The following is a 16,219-nucleotide window of genomic DNA, read 5'->3' as shown; positions in this document are numbered from 1 at the left end:
GCCGTTTCTGCCGTTCGGCGTCTACGGCGTTCTGGCCTCGATGCCCTTCGCCGTCTGGCTGTTCCTGGCGATCGAGCAACTGCCGCTTGCCGCCGAAGAATCGGTTGACCCGAGACGCGACATGCCACGAGGCATCATGCTCGGCATGTTCACGCTGATTGCGACAGGCTTCCTGGTGCTTATCATCAATCCGGCCATTCCAAGCGGCGCGTTCAAGCTTGGTTCGTCGGGCGAGCCTATCCTCGACGGCTTCCGCGCCATCTATGGAACGGGTTGGGCAAAGATTCTCGCACTGTTTGCCGTCGCAGGACTGATTGCCAGCTTCCACGCCATTATCTTCGCCTTCGGCCGGCAGATCTATTCGCTGTCGCGCGCCGGCTACTTCCCGCATTTCCTGTCAGTGACCCATGGCGCCCATAAGACACCGAACACGGCGTTGATCGCCGGTTCACTCGTCGGCTTCCTCGTCATGCTGGCAGTGTGGTTCACCCAGGGCGGCGAGCAGGCGGGCTCCTTCATCGGCGGCGTGCTGCTGAACATGGCCGTGTTCGGCGCGATGTTCTCTTACCTGCTGCAGGGGCTGACGTTCATCCAGCTTCGACGCGCCTTCCCGAACATCGAGCGGCCGTACCGCAGCCCGTTCGGCGTACCGGGTGCGGTCCTCACTGTTGTGATTGCGCTGGTCACGATCTCCTTCCAGCTCACCGATCCGCTCTATCAGAAGGGCGTCATCGGCGTGGCAATCTGGTACGCGCTCGCGATCGCATACTTCGCCGCTCATGGCCGCAAGACGCTGGTGTATTCGCCGGAGGAGGAGTTTGCGGTTAAGCAGCGCGAAGGTGCAGCTTCCATCGACCGCGACCTTGCCTAACCAAATAAGGTCGCCACCAGCGTTCCGGTAGCGCGACAGTATGCCCGATCATCACTATGCCTGCCAACATCAGGCATACGGCCGCGATCGCGCAGGTCGTAAGAGTCGAAACCTTCAAGGTCCATCTTTTTTCATATGGGTATTCATGCTCGGCGCGACGAGAACCGAAGCATGAGATAACCGGCGATGCCGGAAACCGACGAGCCGATCAGGATGCCGAGCTTGGCACGATCCTGTATCGCCTGGTCTTCGAAGGCGAGCTGCCCGACGAAGAGGCTCATCGTGAAGCCGATGCCGCACAGAAACGCGATGCCCACCACCTGCGGCCAGCTCGCGGCTCTCGGTAAACCCGCAAATCCGGCTCGTACCATCAACACGACAGCGCCCAGGACGCCGACGAGCTTGCCCGCTGCCAATCCCAATCCGACACCGAGTGTGACGGGTTCTGACAGCGAGGCGAGCGTTACGTCCGTCAAGGAAACGCCGGCATTGGCGAAGCCAAACAAGGGCACGATCAGGAAGGCAACGGGACCCTGAAGGCCGTGTTCCAGCCGATGCAGGGGTGACTCCGAGTGTGACGCCTCGGTCATTTCTCGCGTCAGCTTCAGGGGGATGGTGAGGGCAAGAAGAACGCCTGCGATCGTCGCGTGGATGCCCGACAGGAAAACCAGGCACCAAAGTGCAGCCCCCAGAACTAGGTAGGCAGCGAGACGCCGGCCCCCCAATCGATTCATCCCTATCAAGGCGAAGAATATGACCGCCGCACCGCCAAGGGCCCAGTAGTTCAGGTCGTTTGCGTAAAAGAGCGCAATGATCACGACCGCCCCGAGGTCGTCGATGATGGCAAGGGCTGCCAGGAAGACCTTGAGAGTTACCGGAACACGCGGGCCAGCCAAAGACAGGACGCCAAGCGCAAAGGCGATGTCGGTCGCTGTCGGGATCGCCCAACCCTGTGCTGCGGTGGGATCGCCCTGATTGAAAACAATGTAGATTAATGCGGGAACGACCATGCCGCCAACGGCGCCAGCACCCGGCAGGACGCGGCGCGACCAACTTGAAAGCTGGCCATCCAGCATCTCACGCTTGATTTCAAGGCCGACGAGCAGGAAGAAAAGCGCCATCAGCGCATCGTTGATCCAGTGCTCCAGGCTCATCGGCCCAATGAAAACGTGCAGTGCATCGAAATACACGGAGGCCAACGGCGAGTTGGCGGTAACGACAGCCAGCAAAACGACGATCATGAGCAACATGCCTGCGGACGTCTCGCTGCCGAGAAATCGTCGGACAGTAGAATGGATCGGGCCCTGGCCGCTCGGGCGGTGTGACAAAGACATAGGGTCACGCTCCCGTGTGAGAGTTGATCGAAGTCTCCGTCAATTTCGGGAATCCCGTGGCGCACGCAGCACACGCCATCGCCTGTAATCTAGGTCATTGACCGCAGTCGTGCCACTAAAATCGGTGTGATCGAAGCTAGATTGCCGGCGGTCACGCGATGGCGCTGCTACTGTTGCGGTTCTCCAAGCTGAGGTTGTTTGTGAAAACTCGATTTAGGAAGGTCGCCCGATCAAAATGAAACGCAAGCGCGTCTACCACACACTTGTTGATGTGCGAATGATCTTACTGACAAAGAGCTCTGCGAATACATCCACCTCATCGCGCAATCTGAAGGCTGAGCGCACGAACCGACCACGTGCGGACTAAGGCGACCTTCATGGCGCTCCCTCAAAGCTGCCCTTCGCGCAACGGCTCGAGCCGGACCTATAGCTGACCTTTGGCGAGCGGTTTGGAGACGTTTTCATTGCCAGCCGCCTACGCCCCGTCCGCGATCCATTCGAGCGAGGCGCCATGCGGGTCGGTCCAAGCGACAGGGGAGCCGTTCACAGATAGGAGGAAGCGGCCTGGCGGCCGGCTTTTTCCGGCGCGTGTTGCGATGCACGGGAATACGCGAGGGAACTCGTTCGATACCCAATACGGAGAGAGACGCATCACCTGCTCAGCGAAAGCCTCTCTGTCTGCGGGGTCGGAAACATAGTCGAGGACGGCTGTGTGAAAGACGACGAGGGTAGCATCCTTTGAGGCCGTAGCGTTGGTTTCCCGCTAAACAACGCTACGAGACATTTAAACACGACCGGGTATGATCGATGGTTTGCTAATTTTAGGATTCGGCAACGCGACAGCTACTCCCAGAGGGATATTCCCTCTTGTGTTAAGGCTCGTTGCACAGCCGCCCGCTCCTCCAACCGACGTGCATGAGCGGTCCAAGCGGGGTAGGTATTTCGCATGTCAACGGCCATACGATTTCCCCACCTGTAGAATACGAGCAAATACGGATCAACGATTGAATAGGCCTCTCCTATGGCCCAATCTCGGTCCGTCAACTTGGATTCTATAAGCGCAAACGCGGAAGCCAAGTGCTCTTTTCCTTTATGAACCAAGGGCCCGTACATCGATTGATCCGGTAAGAAAAAGTCGGCGCGCCAGATCATTCGGACGGCGACGGCGTGAACCGCACTCGATAGCCAGTTAAACCATTCGATGGAACGGACGATGTTTTCGGCATCCGCTCCCAGGAGCCGCGCGCCTGGATTCGTCAGGCCCAGGTGAAATAAGATTGCCGGCGCTTCAGTGAGAGTGAAATTCTCGGCAATGAGAACAGGGATTCGCCCTTTCGGGTTTAAGCGGCGAAACTCGTCGGTCTTGGCTTCGGGATGGCCTGGCGACATCAACGCCAGCGAATAGGGCCTTCCAATCTCCTCCATCACGATGTGAGGTGCAAAAGAGCACGAGCCTGGCGCAGCATGAAGCGTGTAATGCATCAGTTCCTCCGAAAACCGTATCTTTCCTGTTTCACTCTGTACTGAGTTGCCAAAGACGTCTTGCTGGATTTGAAAGACGCTCAAGTTGGGCGGCTGATGCCCAGCCGGCGCATTTCCCGATAGACGGTGGAGCGCCCAAGCCCAAGCTGTCGGGCGGCTTCAGCCGGAGTTGTTTTTGCCTCGATGAGTTTAATCGCCGCCTCGACCCTCTTCATGTCGAGGGGCTGCCTACCAGGCAACTTTCCTTTTGCCCGCGCGGCGGCGATGCCGTCCTTCGTCCGCTCCGAGATCAGCCGACGCTCGAAATGAGCGATGGCACCGAAGACATGAAAGATCAGTTCGCCAGCGGCTGAAGACGTGTCGATCTTCTCTTCGAGGCTCAGCAGGTCGACCTGGCGCTCGCGGAGCATCTTCACGGTTTCGAGCAATTCCGCCAGCGACCGACCGAGCCGATCCAGGCGCACGATCGCCAGCGTGTCGCCGGCGCGAGCATAGGCGAGCAATTCCGCTAGCCCCGGTCGATCCATGGTTTTGCCCGACTTGATGTCGGTGAACACCTTGATGGCGCCGGCCTCCTTCAGACGCATCGTTTGACCGGCGACATCCTGATCGCCAGTCGAAACGCGCGCGTAGCCGAGAATGCCAACCATAAAACTGTCCCCGAAACGGCCGTTCTGTGGACAACCGGCATTATGTATGTCGCACGGATTCGATTCCGTCCACAGAATATGTCTCTTTATTCCAGTCTGTCCAGGAACTCGTGAAGCCTTTTATGGACGCCGAGAGGACCGCCTATGCGCAAGCACGAACTGCTGAGCGAAGCCGAGCGGGAACAACTGCTGGGAATCCCGATCGACCGGGATGACCTGGTCCGGCTCTATACGCTTGAGCCGAACGAGATCGACCAGATCCGGCTGCGGCGGGAAGACCGCAATCGCCTCGGCGTTGCCCTACAGCTTGCGCTGTTTCGACACCCTGGCATGACCCTCGCTCAGATTCTTCAGAGCTCCGCCGGGCTTCCCGAAGAACTGGTATCCTTCGTCGCCGAGCAGCTCGACATATCAGCGATTGCCCTCGCGGATTACGCGGGTCGGGAACAGACGATGACGGATCACGCCCGTGAGCTCGCGGGCGCGTATGAGCTTCGCGGGGCGGCCAGGACAGATATCCCGTTCATGATTGAGGCGGCTGCTAAGGCTGCCTGGGCAACCGACAAGGGTATCGTGATCGCCGCCGGCATCATTGACGCGCTGCGTGAGGCCAAAATTCTCCTCCCTGCGGTTTCGACGATTGAGCGGGCCGGGCGCCCGCCAGGAAACAGGCGGCTCATGCGCTTCTCTCCGGTCTTCGGCCGGAACAACTGAACGCGCTCGATGCCCTACTGATCCCCGATGCGACCAAGGGTGCCATACCGCTCACGTGGCTCAAGGCAATCCCGGCGACTGCGAAGCCCGATCACGTCCGCGACGTCCTCGAGCGCCTGCGAATGGTAAGGGAAATCGGGATTCCGGCGAAACTGAGCGCCGCCGTGCATCCCGACCGATATCGACAGTTTGTGCGCGAGGGTCGCGCGTCTCCAGCCTATCTGCTCGAACGCTACACGACGCCACGCCGGCGCGCGACACTGGTCGCTTGCCTGATCGATCTGGAAGAACGTCTGACGGACGCCGCCATTGGCTTGGCCGACAAGCTGATCGGCAATGCCTTCAGCCGTGCCCAGAACAAACAAAGCCGGCACTACGCTGCCACCGCCAAGGATGTCGGCCGACTGATGCGCTTGTTTCACGGGACGATCGACGCACTTTCCACCGCTCTCAACAATGACTCCGATCCGATTGAGGCGATCGACGAGACCGTCGGCTGGGTGAACTTGCTCAAGGCTAGACCCGAAGTCGCAGCGCTCGCCGAAACGGCGGACGTGGATCCGCTCGTGGTAGCGGTGGACCGCTATGCGACGCTGAGAAAGTTCGCGCCGGCGCTGATCGAAGTGCTCGACTTCAAGGCCGGACGGGGAAGCGCCCGGACCCTCGCCGGCATTCATTTGCTTCGCGATCTCAACAGAGCGGGCAAACGAGATGTGCCGCCCGATGCGCCGATGCCCTTCAAGAAGGAGTGGCGCAAACTCGTGATCGGGCCGGATGGCAAGATCAATCGCCGGCTCTACGAGACCGCGATGCTCGCTCACCTGCGCAACAAGCTGCGTTCGGGCGACGTCTGGGTCGAGCGATCTGCCGCCTATCGGCGTTTCGACAGCTATCTCCTGCCGGAGCCTGCCGCCGCGCCGATCGTTGCCGAACTCGGCTGCCAACGGCCGCCGACGAATGGCTCCAACAACGTGGCCGCGAGCTCGACTGGCGGCTGAAGAAGTTTGCGCAGCGCGTCAAACGGGACGAGCTCGAAGGCGTGCGCTTTGTCGAGGATCGGCTGCAGATCTCGCCGGTCAAGACGGCGATTCCCTCCGAAGCGGAAGCGCTCGCCGATCGGCTCGATGCGATGATGCCGCGCATTCGCATCACCGAACTCCTGCACGAGGTCGCTCGCGAAACCGGCTTCATGGCCGCCTTCACAAACCTGCGCACCGGCGAACGCTGCCCCAACGAGAGCGCACTTCTCGCCGCCATTCTGGCCGATGCCACTAATCTTGGGCTCTCCCGGATGGCAGCCGCCAGCCAGGGTGTGACGCGTGATCAACTCATCTGGACGCAGGATGCCTATGTCCGCGAAGATACCTATCGGGCAGCGGTCGCCACCATCATCAACGCCCAACATCGTCTGCCGATCGCCCGGGCCTGGGGCGATGGCACGACGTCAAGCTCGGACGGGCAGTTCTTCCGCAGCGGAAAGCGCGGCGCCTCGGGCGGCGACATCAACGCCCGCTACGGCGTTGATCCGGGCTTCAGCTTCTACACTCATATCTCCGACCAGCACGGCCCTTATCACGTCAAGGTCATTTCGGCGGCGACGCACGAGGCGCCCTATGTCCTCGACGGCTTGCTTCACCATGAAAGCAATCTCTCAATCATGGAACATTACACCGACACTGGCGGCGCCACCGATCATGTGTTCGCACTCTGCGCCATGCTCGGCTTCCGCTTTTGCCCGAGACTGCGTGACTTTCCGGACCGGCGGCTGATCCCGATCGACCACCCCGCGAGCTACCCGACGATCGCGCCGCTTCTCGGAAAACGCATCCGCGCCGACGTCATCCGCGAGCATTGGGATGACGTCATGCGGCTTGTCGCCTCGCTCAAGGCCGGCCATGTCGCGCCCTCGGTGATGTTACGGAAGCTTGCCGCCTATGAGCGCCAGAACCAGGTGGATATCGCCCTCCAGGAAATCGGCAAGATCGAGCGGACCTTGTTCATGCTCGACTGGCTGGAGAATCTGGTGCTGCGCCGCCGATGCCACGCCGGGCTCAACAAAGGCGAGCAGCGCCATGCTCTGGCGCAGGCCGTCTACACGTTCGGACAGGGACGCGTAATAGACCGCAGCCATGAGGCCCAGCAATACCGGGCGTCGGGCTTGAACCTCGTCACCGCGGCGATCGTCTATTGGAACTCGATCTATATGGCCGACGCCGTGGCGCACCTGCGCTCGCAAGGCGAAATCGTCCCGGACGATCTCTTGACCCACACCTCACCGGTCGGATGGGAGCACATCGCCTTCTCCGCCGCTATAACTCGCGGCATAGAGACCGTCGTTCTCGTCGGCGACATCGCTCTCATCAACGAGATTGTCTTGGCGGCTCCGGCGAGCTTGCAGCGAACCACGGCGCTCCGGTTCGACGAGAACTAGCGATGGCTCACGGTGTGAGTTCGCCCGCCACCCACTCCCTTCGCATGAAGGCCCAGTCGATGAGTTCGGCCATGGACGGCCCCAGGGCCTTGCCCATCTCCGTCAGCGCGTACTCCACCTTTGGCGGCACCTGGGGATAGACGGTACGTGTCACGATCCCGTCCTTCTCCAGCTCCTTGAGTTGCTGGATGAGCATCTTCTGGTTCACGCCTTCGCACCGTCGTTCGAGTTCCGAGAAACGAAGGGCCTCCTTGGCTCCGAATAGTTGGCAGATGATGACGATCTTCCATTTGCCTTCGAGGACCCGCAGGGCGTCCGTCGTCGCGTCCGCCCACTTGCGCTGCTGCTGCGGGTCTCCGCATCTCCACTCTCGGTCCTGCGCCATACTTACCTTTTAGTGGGTAACCCACTTATCTGTCGGTTCTTGTTGAAGTCGCAGTATCCATTATCTTGGTAGGCAGCACGACAGGAGCACCAGCATGAAAATCGGCATTATCGGAATTGGCCACATCGGTGGCACTCTCGCCCGTAAGCTCGCATCAGCGGGACATGAGGTCTGGGTGGCGAACTCGAAGGGAGCCGACGCCGTCAGGCCATTCGCCGACGAGATCGGAGCCACTGCGACGGACACGAAGGGCGCGATCTCCGGCGCGGACGCGGTCATCCTTTCAATTCCGCTTCTCGCCATCGAAAACCTGCCCAAGGACCTCTTCAAGGACCTACCTGCCAACGTCCCGGTCATCGATACCAGCAACTACTATCCGGGCCTACGTGACCCGCAGATCGCCGACCTCGACGCAGGCGAGGTGGAAAGCGTCTGGGTCTCCAGACAGATCGGTCGCCCCATCATCAAGGCCTTCAACAACATCCTTGCGTATTCCCTGGCGGAACTGGGCCAGCCCGAGGGTACACCCGGTCGTCTGGCCGTGGCGGTCGCAGGAGACGACGACGCCGCGAAGAAGATCGCCATGGTAATAGCGAACGAGGTTGGGTTCGATCCGGTCGACGGTGGATCGCTCGCCGAATCCTGGAGGCAGCAGCCGCTGACACCCGGATATTGCTGCGACTTCGACGCCCCCACCATGCGCAAGGCGCTCGACGCTGCAGTTGAGGGTGAGGCACCCACGAGATGGCCGGTGTTCAAGAGCAAGATGGCAACGCTAGGGCCGGACGCGACTCACGAGGACCGCGTGGCGATGAACCGTTCGTTTGCACCGCTTCGATAACGCAACAGCACGCTATTCTCGATTCGCAACACGAAGAGATCGTGTTGCGGACCGGCGTCTACCGGAAAGCAACAAACCACCGCAGATTGGGTGTGCAACAGTCATTCCATCATCGAGTAGCGCGAAAGGCCTGCGAAGCGGGGCAATGTCTCCACTCACTCACCCAGCTTCAATGCCGAAACCGCACTCTTTGGAACTCAACCAGGCGAGCTCGCTGATGTGGTTCTTAGGACTAAGGTCAAAGACCCCGTATCGGCAGAGGCCAGCAGCCCTATACTGTCGCAATTCTGCCAGTAGATCCGCTCGAAGCTTGCCGCGATGATCAATCGAACACCGGCCAAATACTCTGACAACCGCGCATGTTCGCGCGATGACCCCTCGCCATAGCGTACCCCGCCACCAGCACAATGACAGCGCGATCCTCAAAGACGCCTTGAACCAGCGGCGTGTCGTTGCCGATCCGGGTTCCGGTATGGGATTCGCGAGCGAGTGCCTTTCCGTAATGAAGCAGTGCTGGCAGCGGGGTGATCTCGTTTGTCGATATTTTGTCGCGCAGCGGCCCCGCCTCAGCCAAGGTGAGGTCCTGCCCGGCCAATTGATGCTCGACCGCGCCCGGCGCAGTTCCCAGGATCAGGATGCGCCCATCCAGACGGAAACCATCTGCCCGGTCGTTCATTTGGTATCTATCTCTTTCAGTTTAGTGATGAAGCGTTTCCAGTGGCGGATGTAGGTCTGGGCGGAAATCTCCAGCCCTTCAATCGCGGCCTCGTCCAGGGCGCGCACGACCTTGGCCGGTGCCCCCATGACCAACAAGCCATCCGGAATCTCCTTCCCTTCCGTCACCAGTGCCCCGGCCCCGATCAGGCAGTTCCGGCCGATCCGGGCGCCGTTCAGCACCGTTGCCCCCATCCCGATCAGAGTGTTGTCCCCGATCGTGCACCCGTGCACAATCGCGCGGTGCCCGACAGTGACATGGCGGCCGATGGACACGGGATAGCCTGGATCGCTATGGACCATCACGTGCTCCTGAATGTTCGTTCCTTCGCCGATCTCCAGCACCTCGTTGTCGCCACGCAGGACCGCGCCGAACCAGACGCTTGAGTCGCGGGCAAGAACCACCCGACCGATGACGTGCGCGCCAGGCGCAATCCAGAACGATCCGGTCTCGGGCAGGGTGGGGCTTTGATCGTCCAGGGCATAGGCGGCCACGATTTCGGTCTCCAATCAAACAGGTGTCACAAAAGGCGTTCGGGAAGCCAAAGTGCGATGTCGGGAAAGGCGATAAGCAGGCCCAGAAACAAGAGTATCAGGATCACATATGGCGCCGCGCCGCTGACGATCCTGCCCATGGGTGCCGCCGTTATTGCCTTGATGGTAAATAGGTTCATTCCCACCGGCGGCGTGATCATGGCAAGTTCAAGATTGACGACAAGCAGGATGCCATACCAGATCGGGTTGATGTCCAGATGGATCATGGCCGGCAGGATCACAGGGGCCGTAATCAGGATGATGGCAACCGATTCCAGGAACATGCCCAGGATCAGGACCATGATCATCATGATCAACACGAAGCCGAAGGCCCCGAAGTCTGCCGCGACTAATGTCTCGACCACTTGCTGCGGTACCCGCATCTTTGTCAGCACGTGGCTAAAGACGGTCGCACCTGCCAGGATCATGAACAGCATGCCGGACATCCGCGCGGCCTCACCGGCCGAACTCCAGATCTCGCGCCATCCGACTGTGCGATAGATGCAAATGGTGATCACCAACGCAAGCCATGCCCCGGCTGCTGCGCCCTCGGTTGCAGTAAAAATACCGGCATACATGCCGCCAAGGACAAAGACGGGCATGAGGATGGCCCAAAACGACTTCCTCACCGCCCTTGCCAGTTCTCCGAGGCTCGCCATCTTTTCACGCTTGATGGTGCCTGCCGTCGCGTTGCGGAAGATTGCCCAAAGAATGAAAATCCCGGCCAACATGAAGCCGGGTACGATGCCCGCCATGAACAGACCGCCGATCGACGTATCGGTGGCCACACCGTAGAGGATCATCGGTGCCGATGGAGGTATGAGAATGCCAAGAGTGCCCCCCGCCGCAACGACACCATAGGCAAAGCGTTCGTCGTAGCCAAAGCGCAGCATCTGCGGGATTGCGACCGCGCCGACTGTCAGGGCCGTCGCAACGCTGGAGCCCGAGATCGCCGCAAAAACCGTGCACGCCAGAATAGTCGCCACGGCCAGTCCGCCCGGCAGGTGCCGGGTGAAGGTGTAGGCCGCGTCATACAGATCGTCGACCACCTTACCCTTGATCATGATGTTGGCCATGAAGCTGAAAAGTGGAATGGCCACGAGCAGATAGCGGTTGATCTCGTGGAAGACGATATCAGTGACCGGTCCCAGATTCCCCTGCGTCAGCAACAGCAGCGCGCCGCCATACAGAGTCAGACCGGCAAAGATGGGCAGGCCGGTGAACAACAAAACCAGCAGAGTGGCCAAAATAACGATAATGATCATCTTGTTCGTTCCGTTCCTAATCCAGCACCGCGGGTTCATGAACCGCCTCAGTCTCTGGGTGGTTGCAAGCGAAGACTGCCTGCCAGAACTGAAGAATGACAACGGGGAGCAGGAGGAAGCCGCCGAGCGGCATCAACAGTTGGAGCATCCAGAGCGGCAATTCCAAGTGCCCCTCGGTGAGCAGACCGATCATGCGCGAGAACATCGCCAGGGACCAACCGTTAAAGATCAAAAGCATGGCCGTCAGACAAACGGCCAAGGAAGACCACAACCGGATAAGAAAAGACAGGCGTCCCTTGGCCAGTTCCGTCACGATGTCCACTTCGATGTGACCCTTGTCCAGCAGCACCTGTGGCGCAGCTAGAACAGTGATTGCCGTCAGGGATAACGCGACGAGCTCGTCTGCCCAGGTGATCGGAGTGTTGGCCAAATACCTTGCAACGACCGAAATTCCCAGCAAACAAAAGTCAACCAGAACCAACATGGTCGCTACGGAAAAAGCGGCGTTGCATATCAGCGTGACGCCACGCTGATATGTCCGCAGGGCCGGTGACGCCGAGACAGGCCAGGCTTGGCCACCTGCTTTGTGATCAAGTCCCGCCATGATGACTTATCGCGGGCTGATCATGGAGAGAAGCTTTTCGCCATCTTGGCCCGTTTCGGCCAAGAAGGCTTTCTTCACGGCCGGTTGCATGATGTCACGCAGTACCGAGATTTCCTCGCCGCTCAGGACGTGAACTTCCATTCCTGCACCGGTCAGCGCCGTGACGTCATCGGGGTTCACCCCCTCACGCGTGATGATGGAGCTTTCCACCGCCGAATCCGCAGAGGTCTGAATGGCCGTGCGGATGTCTTGCGGCAGATCGCCCCACCATTTGGGGTTCACGACCAGGTTGTCAAAAGCGATGAAAATGGGCGAGGCCGTGCCATAGTCCTGCACTTCGTAGAACTTGCGGCTGAAGGCAGCGGACACACCCGTGATACCTGCGTCGATCACGCCGGTTTGCAATGATTGATATACCTCTGATCCCGGAAGCTGGACCGGCGTAGCGCCCAAAGCTTCCAGACCCTTGTCGAACAGCGGTGTCAAGCCGCGGATCTTAACGCCCTTGAAGTCTTCCGGCTTGATCATCAGCCCTTTTGAGGATGTGAAAATCAGATCGTTGGTATCGACGATCCAGCCGATGTTCTGGACGCCACGCTGGGCCATCTTGCGATCAAGGATTTCCGACGCTTCGGAGCCGATGAAGCTCTTCTGCGCCTCGGGCGAGGAGATCAGATATGGGATCACCGTAACCGCCATCTCGGGGATGGTGCCGCCCCATTGGAGGCTCACGATGGCAGCGGCCTCGATCTCGCCCGAGGCCACCGCAGCATGGTTCTGCTGCGGCTTGTAAAGCTGCCCGGCACCGAAGATCTGGACGTCAACCGCGCGGTCGGTGGCGGCCTCCACGTCCTTGGCGAACTTATCCAGGCGGATCGCCGTGTGATGTGTCGGCGGAAACTGGTGGCTGATGCGCATGACATAATCTTGCGCCATGACGGGGCTCGCCAACATAGCGGCAAGACCAAACACTGGAATTACGAAGTTCTTCATCTTACTCCTCCTTTGATGTTCATTCAGTCTGGTCTCAGGCGTCCTCCAACACCTTTGGCAGACCTGCACGCGCCAGGGCCCCGTGCAGCGGTTCGTCCGGCATCGAGGCAGCGACGACCTTGCGCGCAGCCAGAAGGCCGTCGATATCGATATTGGTTTGCAAACCCATCGTCTTGCAGAGGAAAACCATATCCTCGAAGACCGTGTTTCCGGTCGCTCCGGGGGCGAAGGGGCATCCACCCAGTCCGCCGAGGCAACCGTCAAGAACGCGGATGCCGTTGTCCAATGCCGCCGCGCAATTTGCGAGGGCAAGCCCGCGCGTGTCGTGAAAATGCATGGCGATCGGCTGGTCATCCCCGAGAGCGCGCCGTAATTCGCGGACCATCCACGCCACTTGCGCCGGGCCGCCAAATCCTACGGTATCGGCAATTGCCAGAACATCGGCACCCGCCTTGATCGCGCGTTCCGAGATATCGATCACGTCGCGCGGGTTCACCTCGCCTTCCAGCGAGCAGCCGAAGGACATGGCTATCCCGGCCGTCAAGACAGGAAGATCAGAGCGCCCTGCACGGCGCTGTGCATCTATCCGCGCGAGCATCTCGATCGCTTCCGCGCGGCTCCGCCGGGTGTTCGCCATGCTGTGGCTTTCGGTGGCGGAAACGACGAAGATCATCTCGTCGACCTGCGTTTCCAGCGCATCTGCGACGCCACGCTCGTTCAAGGTCAATGCCGTCGCGTAAGCGCCTTCCAATCGGCTCGTGGCGTCGATCAACTCACGGAGGTCCGCAAACTGCGGAAAGCGGGTGCTGGGCAGGAAAGAGCCGACTTCGAAGTGCCGTACGCCCGCGCGATATTCGCGGCTTAGCCAATCCAGCTTCTGTTGTGTCGTCGGATAGTGCCTGGTCAGCTGCAAACCGTCGCGGAGACCGACTTCTCTCAGGACGACCTGATCCACCGGGAAAAGGCGTCGCGCGTCCATTATGCGGTTTCCTTGCTGACGCCGGTCGCCGCCTCGACTTCCGCTATGGTCAGTCCCAGTGCCCCCAGCACTTCGGCATTGTCCATGCCGACGGTGGGCACGTCGCCGCCACCCGTCAACATCGTGCCGTCGACCTCAAAAGGCAGCGCGGGCGCCCGGAACGTGGTGTTTTCATAGGATGACACCGCGATACCGCCTGGGCGCATGACATGTGGATCGTTATACATGTCGCAAGGCTTCGAAATCGGAGAGAACGGCAGTCCTACTGCCTCGAATTGCGTTTCCAATTCCTGCACGCTGTGTTGCGCGATCTTCTCGGCAACGAGCGGAATCGTCCAACTGCGGGCGTTGATCTGGTCCATGCGCGTTTGCAGGCGCGGATCCGTCAGCAGATGGTCGAGGTCCAGCAGGCGGCAGATGGTCGCCCACTGGCCTTCCGTAACCGCCCCGACAAACATCTGCTTGCCGTCCTTGTCGGCGAAGATGTCGTAGACCGGCCAGGAAAATTCACGCTCCGGCATCGGAGGCGGGTTTTTCCCTTCCAGTTCGAACTGTACCATGTGCTGCGCAACAAGCAGGAGGCAGTTCTCGAAAAGACCGATGCGCATCTCGTGTCCGTTGCCGCTGCTCTGGCGATCCAGAATGGCCGCAAGCACGGAGAACGCGGCAAAAAGTCCGCCCATGATGTCGTTGGCCGACGATCCAACGCGCAGCGGCATGCCCGTTGGGCCGGTCATATAGGCAAGACCAGTCATCATCTGGACGACTTCATCCAGCGCCGTCCGGTTCTGGTACGGACCGGATAAAAACCCTTTGCACGCGGCAAAGATCAGACGCGGAAACTTCTTGCGCAGTGTTTCTGCATCTACCCCAGCCTTGACCAGCGAGGCGTCGCGGAAGTTTTCGACAAACACGTCTGCCGTCGAGAGCAGCCGCTCCAAGGCCTGCCGCCCCGCTTCGGTCCTGACATCGATGGTCACAGACTTCTTACCGCGGTTGAAGAGCGGAAACATCGGGCGCCCCATGCCGGTCAGCGTCCGTGTCTTGTCGCCTTGGGGCGGTTCGACCTTGATGACCTCCGCACCGAGATAGCCGAGGAACATGCCGCAGGACGGGCCCATAATCATGTGGCTCATCTCGACGACGCGAATGCCCTCCAAGGGACGAAACGTAGCTGACATGTAACTCTCCTCTTAATAAGAAGGTAGCTGACATCGCGACACTGAGGAATTACATAGTCTAGCGAGTTGATCTCAGGTTTTTAGAGAGCGTTGCCATGGACATCCGTCAGATTCGTATTTTCAAGGCGGTCTACGAAGCTGGAAGCATCGTAGGTGCAGGAGAGATCGAGCGTAGTGCCCCCTCAGTTATTGCCCATCACCTCGCCAACTTGGAACACAGCCTGAAGCAGCCACTGTTCGAACGCTCCTCCAGAGGCGTGATTCCAACCCCGGCAGGTCAACATTTCTATTCGCATGCATCTGCAATCCTGCGAGCCTTCGAGAATGCCGAAAGCGACATGCGCGACCAGACCGAAAAGCTTTCGGGGCATGTCATAATCGGGATGGCATTTTCGGCTGTTCTGGGCGCGGCAATGCCGATGGTGGTCCGGTTAGAAGAAGAACAGCCGCAACTGCGTATAGACATCGCCGAAAGCGTATCTGGCATGACTATAGAGAGGCTCATCGCGGCGGATGTCGATCTGGCGCTGGCATACAATCCGCCACGTGACCCACGGCTTTCTGTGAAGCCCTTGCTTGAAGAACAAATGATCTGCGTCGGACTGCCCGAACTTGTCGGGGACCCCGCCACTCCCCTGTCTTTCGAAGAATTCCTGACGATGCACTATGTGCTCACCAAGAAGGGGCGTCGCGGCAGGCCGACCCCTGAGGATACCGACATCCAGAAACGGCTGGAACACAACGCCGCGTTCTATTCCGAAAATGTGGCGGCTGCGCTTCTCTTCGTAAATCAGGGCTTTGGCGTCATGCTGGCAACGCGTGCAAACTTGGAACATGGAGTCTTTGCAACGGGCGTCATCGGGCGCGAAATCGTCAACCCTTCACTTACAAGATCGCTTTATCTGTGCGAGCGTCGGGACACACCGCCGTCTCGCTCGGCGATCTATATTCGCGACCTTATTCTGGACGTCATCTCCAAGGAGATCGAAGCGGGTAGGTGGAAGTGTCGATCACTCATGGTTAAGACCGAAAAAGCGCGGTCCAAAAAAACGGCGCACTGAAAAGATCTGGTCAGAGCATCTCAGCCTGAGAGCAGGCATTGCGGTTCGTTGCTTCCGCACATGACGAGACGATCGGTACGCGTCGCTTGCCAAATTCGGCGCACAGCTTGCCACGTTTGAAAGCAGCAGGCGGTCGACCGTCGGCGACGTTGGTGCTTTTGTCTTGGATGCGGCCGGCAC

Annotated in this window: 15 protein-coding genes and 1 pseudogene; 4 read left to right on the top strand and 12 right to left on the bottom strand. The window is 59.7% G+C overall.

Going from position 1 to position 16,219, the window contains the following annotated elements:
* Positions 1-871 (top strand): amino acid permease (locus BN1800_RS32060; protein WP_143534198.1); only part of this gene is annotated, 871 nt, incomplete at its 5' end.
* A 143-nt stretch (positions 872-1,014) separates the two neighbouring features.
* Here BN1800_RS32060 and nhaA read toward each other — a convergent pair.
* The 3 genes from nhaA to BN1800_RS32040 form a co-directional block, all read right to left on the bottom strand.
* Positions 1,015-2,205: a Na+/H+ antiporter NhaA gene (gene nhaA / locus BN1800_RS32055; protein WP_087003510.1), complete on the bottom strand. Its 1,191-nt coding sequence runs from the start codon at positions 2,203-2,205 to the stop codon at positions 1,015-1,017.
* An 843-nt stretch (positions 2,206-3,048) separates the two neighbouring features.
* Positions 3,049-3,687 carry a glutathione S-transferase family protein gene (locus BN1800_RS32045; protein ID WP_143534197.1) on the bottom strand — a complete coding sequence of 213 codons (639 nt, stop codon included), beginning with the start codon at positions 3,685-3,687 and terminating at the stop codon, positions 3,049-3,051.
* 80 nt (positions 3,688-3,767) lie between these two features.
* Positions 3,768-4,337: a recombinase family protein gene (locus tag BN1800_RS32040; protein ID WP_087003505.1), complete on the bottom strand. Its 570-nt coding sequence runs from the start codon at positions 4,335-4,337 to the stop codon at positions 3,768-3,770.
* Positions 4,338-4,481: 144 nt separating this feature from the next.
* Between BN1800_RS32040 and BN1800_RS32035 the strand changes: the two are divergent.
* Positions 4,482-7,482: pseudogene (locus BN1800_RS32035) on the top strand (Tn3 family transposase).
* Positions 7,483-7,489: 7 nt separating this feature from the next.
* Here the strand turns inward: BN1800_RS32035 and BN1800_RS32030 are convergent.
* Positions 7,490-7,867: a winged helix-turn-helix transcriptional regulator gene (locus tag BN1800_RS32030; RefSeq protein WP_087003502.1), complete on the bottom strand. Its 378-nt coding sequence runs from the start codon at positions 7,865-7,867 to the stop codon at positions 7,490-7,492.
* A 94-nt stretch (positions 7,868-7,961) separates the two neighbouring features.
* On the opposite strand from BN1800_RS32030, the gene BN1800_RS32025 reads away from it, so the two are divergent.
* On the top strand, positions 7,962-8,708 hold the full coding sequence (locus tag BN1800_RS32025) for an NADPH-dependent F420 reductase (protein WP_087003499.1): 747 nt from the start codon (positions 7,962-7,964) through the stop codon (positions 8,706-8,708).
* A gap of 197 nt (positions 8,709-8,905) precedes the next feature.
* Here the strand turns inward: BN1800_RS32025 and BN1800_RS44160 are convergent, their stop codons facing one another.
* From BN1800_RS44160 to BN1800_RS31985, 8 genes are all read right to left on the bottom strand, one after another.
* Positions 8,906-9,049 (bottom strand): hypothetical protein, encoded by a 144-nt coding sequence (locus BN1800_RS44160; protein ID WP_425299086.1) that lies wholly within the window; start codon positions 9,047-9,049, stop codon positions 8,906-8,908.
* Positions 9,031-9,384, bottom strand: a complete 354-nt coding sequence (locus tag BN1800_RS32015; RefSeq protein WP_087003493.1) for a hypothetical protein — start codon at positions 9,382-9,384, stop codon at positions 9,031-9,033. The genes BN1800_RS44160 and BN1800_RS32015 overlap by 19 nt, the downstream gene beginning before the upstream one ends.
* Positions 9,381-9,917: a gamma carbonic anhydrase family protein gene (locus tag BN1800_RS32010; protein WP_087003490.1), complete on the bottom strand. Its 537-nt coding sequence runs from the start codon at positions 9,915-9,917 to the stop codon at positions 9,381-9,383. The genes BN1800_RS32015 and BN1800_RS32010 overlap by 4 nt, the downstream gene beginning before the upstream one ends.
* A 26-nt stretch (positions 9,918-9,943) precedes the next feature.
* On the bottom strand, positions 9,944-11,221 hold the full coding sequence (locus BN1800_RS32005) for a TRAP transporter large permease (protein ID WP_087003488.1): 1,278 nt from the start codon (positions 11,219-11,221) through the stop codon (positions 9,944-9,946).
* A 16-nt stretch (positions 11,222-11,237) separates the two neighbouring features.
* On the bottom strand, positions 11,238-11,825 hold the full coding sequence (locus BN1800_RS32000) for a TRAP transporter small permease (protein WP_087003485.1): 588 nt from the start codon (positions 11,823-11,825) through the stop codon (positions 11,238-11,240).
* A 6-nt stretch (positions 11,826-11,831) separates the two neighbouring features.
* The gene (gene dctP, locus BN1800_RS31995; protein ID WP_179213948.1) at positions 11,832-12,743 is read right to left on the bottom strand and encodes a TRAP transporter substrate-binding protein DctP; all 912 of its coding nucleotides are present in this window, start codon (positions 12,741-12,743) and stop codon (positions 11,832-11,834) included.
* Positions 12,744-12,852: 109 nt separating this feature from the next.
* On the bottom strand, positions 12,853-13,797 hold the full coding sequence (locus BN1800_RS31990; RefSeq protein ID WP_087003479.1) for a beta/alpha barrel domain-containing protein: 945 nt from the start codon (positions 13,795-13,797) through the stop codon (positions 12,853-12,855).
* On the bottom strand, positions 13,797-14,978 hold the full coding sequence (locus BN1800_RS31985) for a CaiB/BaiF CoA transferase family protein (RefSeq protein ID WP_087003477.1): 1,182 nt from the start codon (positions 14,976-14,978) through the stop codon (positions 13,797-13,799). Before BN1800_RS31985 ends, BN1800_RS31990 begins: the two co-directional genes overlap by 1 nt.
* Before the next feature lie 95 nt (positions 14,979-15,073).
* Here BN1800_RS31985 and BN1800_RS31980 point away from each other — a divergent pair, with 95 nt between their 5' ends.
* Positions 15,074-16,039 (top strand): LysR family transcriptional regulator, encoded by a 966-nt coding sequence (locus BN1800_RS31980; protein ID WP_087003474.1) that lies wholly within the window; start codon positions 15,074-15,076, stop codon positions 16,037-16,039.
* The last annotated feature ends 180 nt before the right edge of the window (positions 16,040-16,219 follow it).

Origin of the sequence: Rhizobium sullae (genome assembly GCF_900169785.1) — a bacterium.
Taxonomy (GTDB): Bacteria; Pseudomonadota; Alphaproteobacteria; order Rhizobiales; family Rhizobiaceae; genus Rhizobium; species Rhizobium sullae.
This window is presented reverse-complemented; position numbering and strand designations above follow the sequence as displayed.